Genomic DNA, 17485 nt, shown 5'->3' on the forward strand with positions numbered 1-17485 from the left:
GAATATCGTCCTCCAGCAAGGCCGCAGCCGACTGGACGGGCGGAGCGTACGGAGGAGTACGTGAGCACGGCCAGGCGGCGAGAACGCTGCTGGCAGCATTTTTCAACACTCCCCAGGAAGGAATGCCATGGAAAGGGAGGCGGCCATCGAAGACAAATGACTGGACGAAACCAGCCTGGAGCGGCTGGCGGCCTATGTGGAAGACCGTGTGAATGACCGCGTGCTGTTAACAAAAGAAAAGAATTCCCTGGAACCGGTGTTGGAGATTTTCGAGTATTGGGCCATGAAATTCCGACAGCGTTTTGATGAACAGGGCGGATTGCAGGAGGACAGAACCACAGGGAAGTGATCCAATTAATACAGGTGTTGGGGAGTACTCACACCTCATTATCTTTGAAAGGATGGCAATGATTATGCGTAGGCGACTGCTCTTGTGCCAATCCTGAACAGCCTAACGGGATTCTCAACCAGATACTGCTTTGCAGTCTCAGATCAGAAATTCAGGCTAATCTCAAAGTGCGCCACGCCTTCTCAAATCTCGTGCCACGGCGACAAAATACAAGAGGATGGCCATGACCAAAAGAGGCATGCCCACAAACATTCCCAGCCCCATGCTCCAGGCGCCGAAACCATTCCACAAAAACAAGAACACACATGCCAGCCCCACCAAAGCAAAATTCACAGCCAGATTGGTTAATCGGGTGACACCGACAGAAGGTAAATTGTCCGGCATCAATAGCTCCTTTCTCCGAGATTTAAGTGTCAGAGTGGTTTAGGGCATCGGGTTCAAAATTTGGTATCTAAGTCTTTGGTGTAAGGACGTATTAACACGAATTCCCAACCTCAGCCTCCCTCTTCATTTCCCAGATGACTCTTGGAACTCGAAACTCTAAACCGGAACCTGCATGTACTCATTTCTTCACACGCAGGATTCGTTCTTGTGGCAAAGGATGGGGTGGCCCATGACATTGAATGCAAGCAATACTGTCGGCTTGAAAATCAACTGTTAACGCTTGGTGACTTTTGACCCGTTTCCATTTTTCCGTGCCGCCATGGCAATACAAACAGTTGGAATTTGAGTAACTGCCCACGAACTCAATGGGATCGCTATACGTCCCCGTCACATAATATAACCAATGACGAAATCCATCCCGTTTGCCTTCGATGGTCCCTGTCGCCCCATAGGTAATGTGGCACCCATAACATTGGTCTTTCGCAATCCAGTTATTTTTATAGTGCCTTGCCGCCAGGGTGGGGCTCTCCGGATTCCTCAAATCATTGACAAAGGGGTCCATCACATGACAGGACGCACATGCTTCGACCCTTTTGGTTCCTTCCATCACGGTGGCCGTTGTGCTCAGAGTGGCAGTCAGGGGTAGAACAAACAGACCAAGCAGGAGAAGCCAATGATAGGTGCCTCGGGAAAGTTTCTTCCGGTAAACGAAATGAACCAGAACAAGGACCACCATGCCTCCCAACGCAGAGGCAATTCCGATTCCCCGCAAGAACCCAATTCCTGGTACGATGTCGGTATTGTCCTCAGCGGCATAGGACAAGGTGGATCCGAAGGCAGTCATCACAGTCCACCCTGACCTGATCCAGACCCGGTAAAGATGCCGTATGCTCTCCAGACTCATCTCTCTGTATCCTATCTTTAAACTGTTTTCCTGCGAACCGAAACGGCACAGCGTTTGAACGCCGGTTGCTTTGAAAAAGGGTCATAGACATCATGAGTCACCCGATTCACCAGATGCTTGGCCGAATGCATAGTCGCAAAGACCATACCTGGTCTCACCACAAAGCTTAACTTGGCCCGAAGCTCAACTTCTCCGCGTCGGCTTCGCACGATGACCGGATCTCCTTCATCAATATGTAGTCCACGTGCATCATGAGGATGAATTTCTAAATAATCCGGGTGAATATTCTGTAATTCGGCCACCGGACCGGTAATGGTCATTGTATGCCAATGTTCCAATATTCGACCTGTGTTGAATATCAGAGGAAATTCCTCGGTATAAGCATCCACGGGCTCTTCCTGATGATCCAACCAAATGGTCGCCCTTCCGTCGCTCTTTCCATAAAAATCAAAACGCCCCGTGCCTTTCGCCATGGGGTCCTTCCCAGGTAAATACCGTCTTTTGGTTCCTGGATGGTCTTCGGTTGGGCAAGGCCAAAGAAGTCCGCGTTCTTTTTCTAGCCGCTCATAGGTAATGCCTTCAAAGTTATACGATGAGTGGGCCGAAATTTTCCTCCACTCATCCCAAACATCCCTTGGCGTGCGGGCGGAAATCAGCTCTTCATGTCCCATGCGTTTGGCAAAGTCCACTAAAATATCCAAATCACTCCGGGCCTCTCCCGGTGGCTCCACGAGTTTCGGGTATAAATGATACCGGCGTTCCGCGTTTCCCGTCACACCTTCTTTTTCCACCCACATGGCTGCAGGGAGGACGACGGAAGCAAATTGAGTGGTTTCAGTTGGATGAAAAGAATCAGCCACGACCATAAATGTCTTTTCCATACCCCGACAATAGGGTTCGTTATTTGGAAGCGTTTGTCCAGGGTTGGTGCACATCACCAAACAACATTTTATTTTTTCTTCTTTGATCGCATCAAAAAGCGCCACGGTATGATACCCGGCTTTGGGGTTAATCCGACCACGTGGCACCTTCCACAAATCCTCCATCTCCTCGCGATGCTTCGGATTGGCAATAACTCTCCCGTTTGGAAGGGCATGAGAAAGGGAGCCGGTATCCCTGACACCCCCACAGGCATTAGGCTGGCCCGTCACGGAGAACGGAGTGGCCCCTGGTCGCCCAAATTGACCGGTCAAGAGATGCATGGCCATCACGCCTCGATTGGAAGCTGTCGCTTGCACCTGTTGATTCAATCCCATCGTCCATAGGGACATCGTGGCCTTAGAGGAACCAAACATGAATGCGGCTTCCTTGATATCTCTTGGAGCGATACCACAGATTTTGGCCGCGCGTTCCACTGGGTAACCGGCCACATGGTTTTTCAAGTCACTAAAGGTTAGTTTTTTCTCTCCTTCCTGGAAGGACAGATACTGATCCACCATCTCTCTATCAACAAAGTCATTTTGAATGAACTCGTTCATCATCGAGTTGTAAAGGGCCACATCGGTCCCCGGATAAATGGGAAGATGCAAATCCGCATGCATGGCGGTAAAGGTCCGCCTGGGGTCCACGACGATAATTTGTGTTTCGGGATGACTTCTCTTGCGGTCCAGAACCCGTTCCCAAAGAATCGGATGGCATTCCAGAGTATTGGACCCGGTAATAAAAAACGTGTCCGCATAATCGATATCCTCATAACATCCTGGCGGCTCATCCTTCCCAAACGTCGTCGTATACCCCGTGACCGCAGATGCCATACATAACCGCGGGTTACCATCCACATTATTGGTGCCAATCCCCGCTTTGAATAATTTATTGGCGGTATAACTTTCCTGGGTATAGAGTTGGCCGCTCCCGTAATAGGCCACGCTATCCGGCCCAAACTCGTCGATGGCCTGGCGAAATTTCTTTGCCACCAAGTCCATGGCCTCTTCCCATGTCGCACGCTCAAGTTTTCCATTTTTCCGAATCATGGGGTAGAGGGCTCGACCCTCTCCATACAGAATTTCACGGTTCATCAGCCCCTTAATACACAGGCGACCCCGGTTGTGGGCATATTCATCGCCCTTCACATCTACAACCTTTCCCTCTTTGACGCCAATCATCATCCCACACCCGGTCCCACAAAATCGGCAGACTCCCTTATTCCAAGTGTCCACCGGGATAACGGGCTGCCGTTCCCAAAGATTTCCACATCCCGTGAGATGGGCTAAGGAAGCCATCCCCGCCGAAATCCCAAGGACACGCAATAAATTACGTCTGGTGAATCCATTGTCATTCATATTGTTTTACTCTCAATACCAAATATAAGTATGAGGACCACTTTTCCTCTGCCGGTTGGCGATGCCATTGTGTACTTCTTCCCAACCAACGACCTAGCGAGGCGGGAAGTGTCCCACAAGAACCGTCTTTCAAGCAAGAATTCCCGGGCGGCGGTCTGTTTTTCAGGTAAAAAAGAACTCGACTTGGTAAGGAAAGTCGTCAGCGCAGTGAAGGTCACGGTGGCTCGGTTCGATGAATTGCTGGGGAGGACCCTCTTACAGAAGTAGGACGACAGTTTGGCGGGATTATGCGACCCTCAGCCTCCAAATGTGCCGAACCCGTATAGGAAATTCGGACTCCCCAACAGAAGATCAGGATGAAGAACCGGTCTGGATTTTTGGTGGAGGAGTTGTGATCGCCTCTGCGATCTCGCGACTGAGATCCTCAAGATTCCGACTCATGGCCTCGACCAACGCTTCATAATTCTGGCTGGTCGGACGATGGGTCACCTGCGTCTTTTTTGTGATGAGCGCAGTGTGTCCATCGCCACCCAACAGACTCCACCGGGCGACCAGAACAGCCTCCCCGCCCATGGTGGCATCGAACTGCAAGACATCCACGGCAATCTGATAATCCAGGGTGATTGAACTCCTCCACGGATACTGCAGAATTCGATCCGTCGAAAGAAGGGCTGAAAGATTTTCGGTCAGGACGTGAGACACATTTTCACTCAACGGTTCAGCCCATTTATGAAATTCTGCCAGCTCGACTTCATGGGCACTGGTTTTGGTCACAATCTGCGGCCGGTCCAAATATTTTGGAAGGGTGACAGGCCCTAGTCCAAATGACAGGCTTGAAGGTTTCGTGTCCGATAGGCCCGAGACCGAGGGAGGCGACACGGCTCGCAACAAATAGAAATGGGAAGGTTGGCTTGTCCCGCACCCGAGGGCATTGAGAACCCCGACACAAGCGCCAAATAAAACAATCCCCTTTATGATCCTGTTCATGTCCACCACCTCACTGTTTCCCTTTGACTAATGCCTCGGGATGTTGTTCAAGATAATCGGCCAAAACCCGAATGGAACGGGCGGCAGCAGCCAGCTCCTTCAACGCACTATTCATATTCACGCCCGCTGGTGAATTTGGATCAGCGACTTCTAGGGATTTCCGGACGCTCACCAGAGTCTTGTCCAAACTGATTGCCAGGGCATCAGCCTGGCGATCAAGGCCCACAGTGAGCTTTTCCACATTTCCTATTGCAGTATTGAGGTTATGGATGGCTTTTTGCGTCTCAGAGGAATTGACCAGACGATTCCCTCCTTCGACCGCTTCCAGGATTTCCTTGGCAATTTTATCAAGTGGCAAGCGTCGAATCTCGGCCATCACATCGGTGACCGTCCGTCGCAACTCATCCATCGCTGCCGGGATGGCTGGAATTTCCGGATATTTTTCGGTCATGATCAGTTCCTGTTGGGGAAGATCCTGGTGGAAGTCCAGCCCGACAAACAATTGTCCGGTCAGGAGGCTCCCGGTCTCCAGTCGGGCTCTCAAGCCACGTTTCACCATATGCTTCATGATGGCGTATTTATCCTCGACGACCTGTGATTGTATGACCTGTGTGGCGGTGATGCGTTCCGGCTGGATCTCAATGAGCACGGGTATTTTAATCTCCAGCGTCTTGGGGTTGAGATTGACCGCGATATCGGAAACGATCCCGATTTTAATTCCCCGGAATTCCACCGGCGCCCCGACACTCAGGCCCCTCACTGATCCATCGAAATTGACCAGAAACGGACGGGTCATGACATACTTCGCGTCTTGAATACTTGAAAAACTTTTAAAGAGTTTAAAGACGGTACCCGATTGACTCGGTTCACTTGACCCGCCTGCGGTTGTCGGGGTATCGAACGCGATTCCTCCGGTGATGAGAGAGGAGAGCGACTCCATTTTGACATCCAGGCCTTCTGCCCCAACCGATAATTCAAACCCGCTTAACTGCCAGAAGCGGCTGGTATCCCGAACCCGTAGATGATGCGGAGCTTGAATAAACACATCGATGGACACCCCTTTGCCATCCTGGTCCAACGCATAGTCGAGGACACGGCCAACCTGGATATCGTGATAAAAGATCGGAGCCCCGGGAGCACTGGATCCCAGGTTTTCCGCATGCAATTGGAATTGAGCCCCCTCCTCCTCCTGTGTCACTCCGGGAGGTTTCTCCAGTCCGGTGAATGTTCGAGCCGAAGGCCCGGGTCTGGGATCAATAGAGATGTAGCTTCCGGACACTAAAGTCTCAAGCCCAGAAATACCGCCTAATCCAATCATGGGACGGACCACCCAGAATAGGGTATTTTCGGTAAGATGAGGCTCAGCCTGCTTGCCGAACTCGGCTGTCACGATGACGTGAGAGAGGTCTTGGCCGATCTGAACACTCTTGACCGTGCCAATTCCAATGGATTTATATTTAATCTTCGTTTTGCCGGCCTCCAATCCCGCTCCATCTTCAAAGGTGATGGTCACCGTGGGACCCTTTTCGGAGATGGTTTTGTAGGTCAGCCACCCGCCGATGAGTGCCGCAACCACGGGAATAATCCACACGATGGAAATCCCGCGTTTTTTTTGTACGGTGACTTCCGCCAATTCCTCAACATCGCCAGGATCGGATTCCCTGTCCTTCATGTGTTCTCCTCTATGCTGTCCCAAATCAATCGGGGATCGAAGCTCATGGCAGCAAACATGGTCAGGATGACAACGGCCGCAAATGAGATCGCCCCCGGCCCGGGTTCAATGGTCGCCACGGCATCAAGTTTTACCAGGGCAATTAAAATCGAAATCATAAAAATATCAATCATGGACCATCGGCCGACCACCTCGGTCATCCGGTATAACTTGGTCCGTTCTCTTGGGCGCCATTGAGATTTGTATTGAACAGACAGCAACAGATACGTCAGCGCCAAGAGCTTTAACACAGGCACGGTGATGCTGGCAAAGAACACCAGCAAGGCAATCGGCAACATTCCAGCATGAATAAGTTCCTTGACCCCGCTCAGAATCGTATCCGCCTCGCCTTTTCCAAACGAAATCACCGTCATCACGGGAAGCAGGTTGGCCGGGATATACAGAATGTAGGCCGCAATCAACAGTGCCCACGTGCGCGAAATACTATTGGGTTTTCGCAGATGAAGATGGGCCTCGCAGCGAGGGCAGATGGGCTCCCCCTCACTCAACAGCGGAGGTATTGGGCTGAGTAAATGGCAGGCATGACAACTCATGAACCCCGACCGGGCTGCGGTGGGGTAAGGACTCCTCATGGAACCTTCTCCATTTTTTCCCAGACCGCATGGGTGTCCAGTGCAGAGTCGGCGGCAGCCAAGGTTAGGATTAAGGCGACGAATGAATAAATCGCGACACCGGGAACCAGATTCGCCAAATCCGACAACTTCACCACAGCGACAATCACTCCCAGCAAATAGACGTCCATCATGGCCCAGGTCCGGCAGTGCTCCACCATCCGAAAAACCAGAGCGGCGTGCCACGGTCGCTTGTTGAATTCCAACGGCCCAAGAACGTACAACATGCCAAGAATTTTCAGAGCCGGGAAGAGGATACTCGCACACAAGACCAACACCCCTAACGCCCACATTTCCCGGTCGAAGAACTCCTGCACCCCTGTGGATAGCAGGCTTTCCTGAACACGGCCATTGAGCTCAAAGGTCATAAACGGAAAAACATTCGCAAGGGTAAAGAAAATGAGACTGGCCAACGCCAGTATGATGGTATGTTCAAAACCATCCCGTTTTTTCGCATACAACGAGGCTCCACATCTCGAACACTTGGCCCGCTCACCATAATGCAGCAGGTGCATACGATGAAGGAGATCGCATTCATGGCAGGCGATTAACGTATGTACGGCGGTCATGTCATTCTCATTCGATCTAGCGGGAAACACATCTTCTCCACGGATTGTCCTGGATGGAAGGATTCACCCTGTCGATGATGCTTTTAACATATTCGATAAAACTTTTCACCAGCAATTAGCCAACAAGCATGGGACAACAGGCAGGGATTGGACCCGTAATGGATGATTGAGTGCTTTGGTTACTCCCCCCATATCATGCATTGAAAGATTAACCATTATCCACCTAAAACACGCCAAACCTTTTCACCAAAAACCTGGTGCAGGATATGGAAGGAATCACTCTAGAACCCATACGTCTTCACATCCCCTTGCCCAACCAAGCGTCGAGGATGCAGCCAGGAGTGTTGAAAGGTAAGTACCCGCCATTATCAAAAGACAGGATTTCTCATCCGCTTCAAGGATGGCCACGGATGTTTAACCGGTGGGGCAGAAACCCGGCAGCTTATCAGATTCACCTTCCAATCATGAGGATGGGAAAAGACCTTTTAGAGAGGCCTTTGATCTGCTGTGTCATGAACCTGAAGATCTGCGCCCTGTGATGGCGAAGAGAAAAGTGGGGGCTTGAGGCATTGCCAGGCAATCCGTTTGAAATTTTTCATTCAAGCTTTTTCTAAAGTAGACTCATGGCTCAGGACAATTGCGAAGGTACATCACGGAGAAGTCCCTCAGAAGCCCATTTGCCTATCAACACAGACCCAAATGAGTTTTTCCTTGGCTTCCTCATCCTGAGTTAGAGCGGGCCTCTGGTGACACTGAGAACCACAAAGGATTTGTCATCAAAGGTGATAGTCAGTGACTCCCCCTTGTCCTGTGAGGGGCTCTGGAGATCCATATAGGAATAGGTCCAGATATGAATATGCCCCCCACCCGTCTTGGTTTTGAGGCGGGCAATCGGTTCTCCAAGTAGAGTCAACACATCGTCCTGAGTAGTTTTATGAGGGAGAATTTGCTTTTCGATGCCTGGTGGTATCGGCCTCTCGCCCGTCTCATAGAGATAGGCACGATTTTGCGTACATGCCGAAAGGAGGATAATGGTGAGAAAAAATGTGCATGTTCGTGGTATCCAATCCCATCTCTTATTCTTGAAAACACCTGTTCCAGAAATCGTCATGAAAAACCTCCCACAAATACAAAAATCTCATCAATCCCTTCCAGCTTATAAGGAAGAGCCGCTATATTACCTGTTTCGGGCTGAGAAGCAACCCTACTCAAAATTTCCGCCTACTCTCAAAAAAAGTTGTTTTTTTCATGTAACAGAGGACCAGGTAGAGAGGCCCATCACAACAGGGACGTCCCAGGAGGTGCTATTGAATCTCCCCACCCTTGTCTTCAGGGAAGTCGTATGGACAACACACCCCTTGAGGTTTGCATCCAAAAAATGGGGACCTTGTCCATTTTTTCTATGATAGACTCTGCGGAATAGCTGGCACCGGAAGAAGGGTCATTTTGCACCGGCCTCATCCTTTTACCCAACGCAGGAGTCGGCGCGAGAAGGTCTTTTCCACAGATGCTGATACACAAATCTCTTTGTAAGGGAGGAGGACTCCGGAAATCGCCACCATGTCGAAATTCCGGCATATTGCCTTAGAACCAATCACGTCTATCTTGTGGCCATGGCTTCCACAGAGGAAAGGCTCCTCTGCCGTCGGACCCACAAGTCAAAATTCAGAACAGACGGTGAGCAATTCTTACCATACGAGCCATTGAAGCGCCGGGAAAACGAGGCTTGTTCATGAATATGAAGCCTCCCCATTTTGTTATTTGGAGAAGACACCAATGCATATCAAAAGGATGAACTTTGGATATCTGTTAGGAGGTCTCTTGGTCCTCATGCTCCTGGTCGCCTTTGCTCAAGAAGAAGGGGTCATGGGTGAGACCCGACGTCTGTTTCTGGAGCCAGTTCTTTGCCTCATGCTCCTAATGGGGATTTGGAGCCATGTCAGTGAAAAAAAATGGTTGATGATAGGAGGAGGATTCCTTGCAGTAAGCGGGGTCGCGACTGCCACAATCGACTATTTCCTAGGCATTCCTGAGCTTCATTTGGTCAACATGTCCATTCTATTTGTGTTTTCTCTGGCCAGTACCTGGGTTGCTTACCGACATTTACTTCTTTCTGGCACAATCAATGTGAATAAAATCCTTGGCGCCATCTGCATTTATCTCCTGATCGGAATAAACTGGGCAATGTTCTATCTGTTCATCAATCTGGCCAACCCGAACTCTTTCCAAGGCCTGACATCCACCGCTATAGGAGTCCAATTTTCAGAATTGCTGTATTATAGCTATGTCACCATTACCACAGTAGGCTATGGCGACCTCACGCCCATTAAGCCGATCGCACGTACCCTCTCTTATCTCGAGGCGATTGTCGGACAATTTTATGTCGCCGTGTTGGTGGCATGGCTTGTCGGCATGTATCTTTCTGATAAAAGCCACACCCACAAAAATCCATAGGGTTAGTTTACGATTTTGGACTGTTTCTTCGTCGTATCCTGCTCTGAGAACTTTGTCAGGTCGGGTCTTCCACCTCTGGCAAGGCTATAGTCTCCCGCCCCGGATCCTCACTCCGGCCCGACAAGCCCTTACAAAGAAGGATGTCGCGAACTTCCCGTTTCGTTGAGACTCTTGATTCATATGGGGTTTGCCCTAGGAGTGACCGGATTTGTCAGACCGGGTGGATATGGTACATTTTTTCCCGTTTTCAATAACTCCGCCTTCCCTACCCCTACCCAAGAACCCACTGGATTTCTGGCAAAGAAGTTTTCGATAGATCCGCTGAATGTTACATATTCCGTTGACGGTCGCACCGTCCGTTTGCATGACAGACGGTCCGAGATCAGAATAACGCCTCATTCCGCTACAACAATGAAGCTGGTCGTGTATAGCAAATCTGTGTATGGCGATTTAGACCGTGCCTTCAGGAAAAAGAGCATTGGCTCCAGAGCGATTCGCCTGCATTGAGCTAGAGTATGTTCGCCTATGGCGAGGCCATGCCTCATCCAGAGCTGTCCCTGCCTTTACTAATGATACTTGCCGGAAAAACGGGCTTCCACCGACACGAGGATTCCGGGCAGATTACGAAGTGGCATTCCTTGCCATCCAGGCGGGTCGAGTCATGCCGGATGGAAACTGCAACAGGGACGACTATGCGATAGATTCCTCAGAGATAACGGACGGCTTGAGTTCACCTCAAGGGGCCAGGAGAAACTAACCTTCGACGTTAGGATCCTGAATCCGATTGGACTCTATGGAGAGTCGGATGGGAAATGAGCCCTGACTTACGAATTTTGCATTCCCGGTATGGAATGGTACAAATACAAAGTCAGACAGATCGAGTCAACATTTCAATGCATGTCTGAATCGCCTGGACGCATCGGCTGTGCCATCCATGGTTTTTTGTATCGGATGCACTCATCAAGTGACTTTCAGGGAAGCGTTAAAGTGTAGCAGAGCCTCCATACATCACTCGCATTGATCAACGCTTTTTGCGAATAGATCCTAATTGTTCCTCAGATCCCTGATAACCTTGGATCCCCCAGAAAAATTCCTATAACCATGCTGATCCCCTATCCCGCCCTCACAAAGGAAGGGTAAAGTAGGTTGTCATAATTTTTTTCAGATTGAGCGAACCCCTGAATGAATTCACCGGCTAGTTTCTGTTGTATGAATAACTTGCATTCCCTTTGGGAATTACGAACCCCTACTACTTAAAATACCAGGAGAAGGATTAGACAAACATGGCGAATAACTCAACTCCAACCCGAAATGAGGAATTCACAAAAAATGCGGTGGAGGCTGCAATTCGGATTGGACTGGTCGTCCTTTGGGTTGGATGGTGTTTTCTCATTCTGCGCCCCTTTGTTATCCCCATTATCTGGGGTCTCATCATCGCCGTGGCCATCTATCCGGTGTATGGGTCCCTACGGACTCTGCTACGGGATTCTCCTCGTATATCAGCAATATTGGTGACTGTCGGAATGCTGGTGATCCTGGTGTGGCCTGCGGTTCTCTTAGGAGGACTTCTTGTTGAAAATGGAGAAATGGTTGTGAATCATTTGCGGGATGGAACGTTCAAAGTTCCACCACCGCCGCCCGACCTTGAGACATGGCCGCTGATTGGAAAACCGTTAGCCAATATCTGGAACCTCGCTTCCGGAAATATTGAAGGAGCCCTAGCCCAACTCGAACCCCAGATCAGGGTATTAGCAAGCTGGCTCCTGTCTATGCTCACAGGGACGGGTCTGGCAATCTTGCAATTTTTTGCGGCAGTTTTGATAGCTGGAGTGCTTTTGGCGAATTCGAGGCCCGGACATCAGCTCGCTCACAGTATTGGCAGGCGCCTCGCTGGAGACCGGGGAGCCGACCTGGCAACCCTTGCAGAAGCAACCGTGCGAAGCGTGGCGCGGGGCGTATTGGGGGTAGCCCTGATTCAATCGCTATTTGCAGGATTCGGATTCTTCATCGCGGGAATCCCTGCAGCAGGATTCTGGGCATTTTTGTGTCTCATACTGGGCATCGTACAAATCGGTATCGGACCGATCATGATACCGATGGTCATCTACGTTTTTTCAACACATGATACTCTCACATCTGCCCTGTTTCTGACATGGTCAATTTTCGTAAGCTTGCTTGATAATATCCTCAAACCGATATTTTTAGGGCGCGGCCTGGATGTCCCGATGGTCGTGATTTTCATGGGGGCCATCGGGGGAATGCTACTGTCAGGCATCATTGGTTTATTTATTGGAGCCGTGGTTTTGACTTTGGGGTATAAATTGTTTCTGGCATGGCTTGATTTAGACCAGCCAACGAGCGAGGACAAAAAAGCGGACACATAATAGAAATGTGAGGTACCACACCCATCCCGGCGTATGGTCAACTTAGCGAAAATGAAATGTTTGGATAGGAGGGTATTCTATTATGGAGATCGGTCAGGTCGTCAAACAGGCTGAGGAAGGAATCAAAGCCAGGTGTTCCCTGTGTGCGATAGACATTTTGTGAAGGAACGGTGGCAGCCACATCCAGGGAAGGCGATTGTGCAACTCTCGTGACGTGGAGGGAAGTCGATATCAGCGATTTCCGTTCATCAAAAACGTATGATGTATGGTACGATCGGGGACGGTTTCATTTTCTGACGGAGGCGGAGCGGAGGATCGAGAACATTACTGCGAGACCTTGTACAAGGCTGTGGGTGCACAAGTCCATGTGATCATCGCGACCTTTGCGTATGATGTTTCACCAACATGCAGCGGATTATCGGTCGTGCGCTATTCCCCTGTTTTTTTGAACTTCGCCATGTGAAGAAACTTTATCATTATTGAGTCGTTCAGAGAAATTCACATTGCGCCAGAGTGCAACACGCAACCGTTTCATTCCTCCCGCTTTACCAGAGAAAAGAAATCCGGGTGAGTAAGAACCATTGAGCGTGTAGAGGGGGGACGTGTGTGAATTGGAGAATGTCGTTTCATTCACGCTCGGTCGGATTATGCCATCCACCAATACCCGCCACAATGGCCTGAGCCTCATTCGGGCCCCACGTCCCCGCAGCATACTCAAAGACAGGAGCGGGCATTGTCAAAATCGGATCCACGATGCGCCAGGCTTCCTCGACGCCATCCTCCCGGGCAAACAATGAGGCATCTCCTTCCATCGCATCGCCAATGAGGCGTTCATATGCTCCCTGCTCATCCCCTTCCTGTCGGCACACGTACAGCTCGATGTCTTCTCCTGTCATCCGCTCGCCGGGCCTCTTCGCTCGGGCACCCACCGCGATTGCCACACGGTCCGGTCCCAGCCGGAAACGAACATGGTTCGACGCATCTGATCGCGTGTCGTCAAAAAGCTGATGAGGCGGATGCTTCAGTTTGACCAACACTTCCGTGGCCGTCACCGGCAGGCATTTCCCCGCCCGAATGAAAAAAGGAACCCCTTCCCAGCGCCACGAATCTATGTGCAGTTGCATGGAGGCAAACGTTTCGATCTTGGAACCTGGCTTCACCCCGTCCTCCTCACGATAGCCCCGGAACTGTCCGCGCACCAGAGATTTCCCCGTGAGTGCGCGAATACCCTTGAACGCTTTCACCCGTTCATCGCGGAGAGCTTCTCCATCCGCGCAGACTGGCGGCTCCATGGCCAGGTTGGCGACCACTTGCAATAAATGATTCTGGACAACGTCACGGATCGCTCCGGTTTCCTCGTAAAACTTTCCCCGTCCCTCCACCCCGAACTGTTCCGCCATCGTGATTTGCACGCTTTCAACATAGTTGCGGTTCCAGATGGGCTCAAGAAATGCATTGGCAAATCGAAAGAACAGGAGATTTTGAATGGACTCTTTGCCGAGATAGTGATCGATACGGAAGATGGCCGTTTCGTCAAAGACGTTACGGAGAGTGGAATTCAGGGCTTGAGCGGACGCCAGATCACGGCCGAAGGGTTTTTCGACGACGACTCGTGCGCTCTGGGCACAGCCTGAGTTTCCCAAATTTTCCACCACGGTCGGAAACAGACTCGGCGGGATGGCCAAATAGAATAAAGGTCGTTGCGCCTTATCAAGAGTCCGACGCAGCCGCGTGAACGTGCCTTGGTCCTGATAATCCCCTTCAACATAATTGAGCAATTCGGAAAGCTTGGCAAAGGCGGCCTCATCCACACCACCACCGAATTTTTCCAGACTGTCCCGTGCCCGCTCCCGGAGATGATCCACATCCTTTCCGCCTCTGGCCACTCCAATAATCGGCACTTCGATCTTGCCATGTTGAATCATGGCTTGAAGAGCCGGAAAAATTTTCTTATGCGCGAGGTCGCCTGTGGCTCCGAAAAGCACAAGCGCATCTGAACAAGAATTCCTCATCATTCCCTCCCTGAATCATCAAGCCAATTAATCCTACCCTACTCCACCGTGAGGAGTTCAAGAATGTGTCCATTCGAATCGCAAAAGTACACGCCCCGTCCACCGCCCCGGTGATTGATAGTCATATCGTCCCGCGCAGACGGTCCGCTCCCATAGGGAATACCTTCGGCCTGAATGCGGCCAAAGATCTTCTCGAACTCCTCTTCACTGACCTTGAATGCATAGTGATGAATGTCGAATTTTTCCGTGTCATCATCATCGAAATCAAACGTGAGCGTCTCATTGATCCGTAGCGGTGCGAAATATCCTACCTTTCTTTCATCGAACACGAGCCCGAAAATTTTCGCATAGAATTTTGCCGATGCAACTTTGTCGTGTGCCGGGACGATGGTGTGATTGAGCTCAATGGTCATGGATCACCTCGTTGCGTGGTTTTTATGATGGTTCGCCAGCCACGGCGGCAATAGAACCAGCCGGCGAGCCGTCACGGATGAGGCTGTTATGTATCTTCCCCCCACAAAGGAAACCTACCTGTTTCAGAAGATGCAGGCAAGCGGGGCCGGAATGGCCTCAGACCACAGCATGAAAATCTCCCAATCAAGGGAAAATCCCAGTTCTCCTGAAGAGCGTTTTAAAGTATAACCATGTTAAATTTATCAGAATCCTGGGCGAACGCAAAAAATCAGCAATAAGAATTGTTCCTGCACAGGACTGACTTGATCGCCACAACCGATCAGAGAAAGAAAAGACGATAAGGCATATGCAAACGAAATGGGACGTCGTAATTCTTGGTGGAGGATTTGCCGGCCTGGCCTGCGCCCGGCGACTTGAAAAGCTTTGGGGGACCAACACGGCCAAACGCATGCTGCTGGTCAGCGCAGAAAACTATTTTGTGTATCAGCCATTTCTTTCCGAGGTGATTGGCGCGGGGATCGAACCTCGCCACGTGATGAACCCCATCCGGTTAGCGTTACGCCGCTGTATGGTCCAGCGCGCCGAAGTCACCAAGATCAATCTTCACCAACGACGGGTCGAATTTCATGGGGATGAAGGCTTAGGACTTGAACCCATTGAGGCTGAGCACCTTGTTCTTGCCCTGGGAAGCAGCACCAATCTCCATGCGGTACCGGGCATGATGGAGCATGGATTATTTTTAAAGACACTGGCTGATGCCCTGGGAATCCGGGAACATATCATTAAACGCCTTGAAGAGGCGGACCTCGAATCCAATCCGGACATCCGGCGATCTCTCCTCCATTTTGTCGTCGTGGGAGGCGGATATAGCGGCGTCGAAACGGCTGGTGAAATTTTCGATCTTCTGTACGCAGCCCGACGATTTTATCCAGCATTCGACCCCTCTGACCTGCGAGTTACCCTGGTGCATTCCGGGCCGCACTTGCTTCCGGAACTTGGCGAAGATCTTGGGAAATTTGCTCAACAATCGCTGGAGTCCCGCGGCTTGACCATATTACTGAACCAACGGGCCTCGTCGGTGAGCGCCGCGTATATCCGACTGAGTGACGGCACTCGTCTCGATTCCCAGAACCCCATCTGCACGATCGGCAACGCACCAAATCCGGTGCTCACCGATCTGAAAGCGGAATATGCCAGGGGATGGCTGGTAACCGACGAATTTCTCCAACTCAAGGGATACACGAATGTTTGGGGCATGGGGGATGGGGCCGCGAATCCCGATGGATATGGGAACCAATGTCCACCAACCGCCCAATTCGCCATAAAACTGGGGGAGCATGCCGCAGAAAATATCGCTTTATCGTTTTCCGGCGTCACCCTTCATGCGTTCCGTTACAAAGCCCTGGGGCAAATGGCCACGATCGGACATCATAAGGGTGTCTGCTCGATCCTGGGTTTCCGCTTTAGCGGATTTTTTGCCTGGTGGTTAACGCGGACGATTCACTTATTGAAATTGCCCGGCCTCGACCGCAAGCTGCGGGTCATGATTGACTGGACATTTGAGCTTTTTTTTCCGCCGGATCTCAATTATCTGGATTTGAAAAAAACACAAAAAATCGCGCGCATCCATGTGGAACCGGGAGATGCCATCTTTTGTCAGGGGGAACGAGGCTCCGCTTTCTATCTTGTGGAGGAAGGCACACTGGAAGCCACCCGATACAATGACGACGGCAAAGTGCTTTGGCGTGACGAACTGCTTCCTGGGGACCACTTCGGCGAGGGATCATTTTTATTGGGTGTAGTGCGACAGGTGACGATTACGGCTAAAACGGCCGCCACCCTCATGATGTTTAATTCAAAGGAATTCAAAGCTTTCGTCAGGAGTTTCCAAAGTCTGGAGCAGATCCTTCGTGACACCGCCCAACGACCTCCACAGGAAGAAGTCTTAGGCGAGAAACGGTGGACGACAGATTTGCTCTCGTCGCCAGTCGAGACCGTTATGAAGACACCCGCGCCGTGTCTTTCCGAAGCTGCCACGATCAATGATGTGATTCTGGCCTTTGGGAACTGCCCGCATTCGTTGTTGCCCTTGGTCGATGCGGAAGGGAAGTTAACAAGTATTGTGACGAAAACGGATGTTTATCGCGCGATGACCCATGGTCAGGATTTTCATGAGTCCGTCAGAACGATCGCCAAACGTGAGGTCACCGCTCTCCCTGAAGGGCAAGCGGTGCGCGAAGCCTTACACCTGTTGTACTTGAAAAATGTGAAACAGGCACCGGTGTTAGATCAGGAATCCCGGCCGGTCGGAATACTCAGCCACATGGATATCGCCGAGGCGAGAATTCACTTCGAACATCAGGATTAGGTAGTAAACTCGCTCCCTCCGACAATCCTCCACTCCAG

Annotated in this window: 16 protein-coding genes; 6 read left to right on the forward strand and 10 right to left on the reverse strand. The window is 50.8% G+C overall.

The window, feature by feature from the left end; translation table 11 throughout:
• Together AAH187_RS00145 and AAH187_RS00150 are read left to right on the forward strand one after the other, a co-directional pair.
• Positions 1–212 (forward strand): hypothetical protein (locus AAH187_RS00145; protein WP_342346401.1); only part of this gene is annotated, 212 nt, incomplete at its 5' end.
• Positions 209–349 carry a hypothetical protein gene (locus AAH187_RS00150; protein WP_342346402.1) on the forward strand — a complete coding sequence of 47 codons (141 nt, stop codon included), beginning with the start codon at positions 209–211 and terminating at the stop codon, positions 347–349. The genes AAH187_RS00145 and AAH187_RS00150, both read left to right, overlap by 4 nt.
• 162 nt (positions 350–511) lie before the next feature.
• On the opposite strand, the gene AAH187_RS00155 is transcribed toward AAH187_RS00150, so the two are convergent.
• The 8 genes from AAH187_RS00155 to AAH187_RS00190 form a co-directional block, all read right to left on the reverse strand.
• Positions 512–733: a hypothetical protein gene (locus AAH187_RS00155; protein WP_342346403.1), complete on the reverse strand. Its 222-nt coding sequence runs from the start codon at positions 731–733 to the stop codon at positions 512–514.
• 178 nt (positions 734–911) lie between these two features.
• Entirely contained in the window at positions 912–1577 is a 666-nt protein-coding gene (locus tag AAH187_RS00160) for a NapC/NirT family cytochrome c (RefSeq protein ID WP_342346404.1), read from the reverse strand.
• 77 nt (positions 1578–1654) lie between these two features.
• The gene (locus tag AAH187_RS00165; protein ID WP_342346405.1) at positions 1655–3916 is read right to left on the reverse strand and encodes a nitrate reductase; all 2262 of its coding nucleotides are present in this window, start codon (positions 3914–3916) and stop codon (positions 1655–1657) included.
• Between the two features lie 351 nt (positions 3917–4267).
• Positions 4268–4903 carry a PqiC family protein gene (locus AAH187_RS00170; protein ID WP_342346406.1) on the reverse strand — a complete coding sequence of 212 codons (636 nt, stop codon included), beginning with the start codon at positions 4901–4903 and terminating at the stop codon, positions 4268–4270.
• A gap of 10 nt (positions 4904–4913) precedes the next feature.
• Entirely contained in the window at positions 4914–6575 is a 1662-nt protein-coding gene (locus AAH187_RS00175) for an MlaD family protein (RefSeq protein ID WP_342346407.1), read from the reverse strand.
• Entirely contained in the window at positions 6572–7207 is a 636-nt protein-coding gene (locus AAH187_RS00180; protein WP_342346408.1) for a paraquat-inducible protein A, read from the reverse strand. The genes AAH187_RS00175 and AAH187_RS00180 overlap by 4 nt, the downstream gene beginning before the upstream one ends.
• Positions 7204–7815, reverse strand: a complete 612-nt coding sequence (locus AAH187_RS00185) for a paraquat-inducible protein A (protein WP_342346409.1) — start codon at positions 7813–7815, stop codon at positions 7204–7206. Before AAH187_RS00185 ends, AAH187_RS00180 begins: the two co-directional genes overlap by 4 nt.
• Before the next feature lie 730 nt (positions 7816–8545).
• Positions 8546–8926: a hypothetical protein gene (locus tag AAH187_RS00190; RefSeq protein WP_342346410.1), complete on the reverse strand. Its 381-nt coding sequence runs from the start codon at positions 8924–8926 to the stop codon at positions 8546–8548.
• Positions 8927–9591: 665 nt separating this feature from the next.
• Here AAH187_RS00190 and AAH187_RS00195 point away from each other — a divergent pair.
• From AAH187_RS00195 to AAH187_RS00205, 3 genes are all read left to right on the forward strand, one after another.
• Positions 9592–10269: a potassium channel family protein gene (locus tag AAH187_RS00195; protein WP_342346411.1), complete on the forward strand. Its 678-nt coding sequence runs from the start codon at positions 9592–9594 to the stop codon at positions 10267–10269.
• A gap of 1283 nt (positions 10270–11552) precedes the next feature.
• Positions 11553–12653: an AI-2E family transporter gene (locus tag AAH187_RS00200; RefSeq protein ID WP_342346412.1), complete on the forward strand. Its 1101-nt coding sequence runs from the start codon at positions 11553–11555 to the stop codon at positions 12651–12653.
• 265 nt (positions 12654–12918) lie between these two features.
• Positions 12919–13116 carry a hypothetical protein gene (locus AAH187_RS00205; protein ID WP_342346413.1) on the forward strand — a complete coding sequence of 66 codons (198 nt, stop codon included), beginning with the start codon at positions 12919–12921 and terminating at the stop codon, positions 13114–13116.
• A 163-nt stretch (positions 13117–13279) separates the two neighbouring features.
• Here AAH187_RS00205 and zwf read toward each other — a convergent pair whose 3' ends face one another.
• Both zwf and AAH187_RS00215 read right to left on the reverse strand, forming a co-directional pair.
• Positions 13280–14668 carry a glucose-6-phosphate dehydrogenase gene (gene zwf, locus AAH187_RS00210; protein ID WP_342346414.1) on the reverse strand — a complete coding sequence of 463 codons (1389 nt, stop codon included), beginning with the start codon at positions 14666–14668 and terminating at the stop codon, positions 13280–13282.
• A gap of 35 nt (positions 14669–14703) precedes the next feature.
• Entirely contained in the window at positions 14704–15078 is a 375-nt protein-coding gene (locus AAH187_RS00215; RefSeq protein ID WP_342346415.1) for a VOC family protein, read from the reverse strand.
• Positions 15079–15425: 347 nt separating this feature from the next.
• Here AAH187_RS00215 and AAH187_RS00220 point away from each other — a divergent pair, with 347 nt between their 5' ends.
• Positions 15426–17447: an FAD-dependent oxidoreductase gene (locus AAH187_RS00220; RefSeq protein WP_342346416.1), complete on the forward strand. Its 2022-nt coding sequence runs from the start codon at positions 15426–15428 to the stop codon at positions 17445–17447.
• Positions 17448–17485 lie beyond the last annotated feature (38 nt).

The sequence above is a fragment of the uncultured Nitrospira sp. genome (genome assembly GCA_902500695.1).
Classification (GTDB): Bacteria; Nitrospirota; Nitrospiria; order Nitrospirales; family UBA8639; genus Nitrospira_E.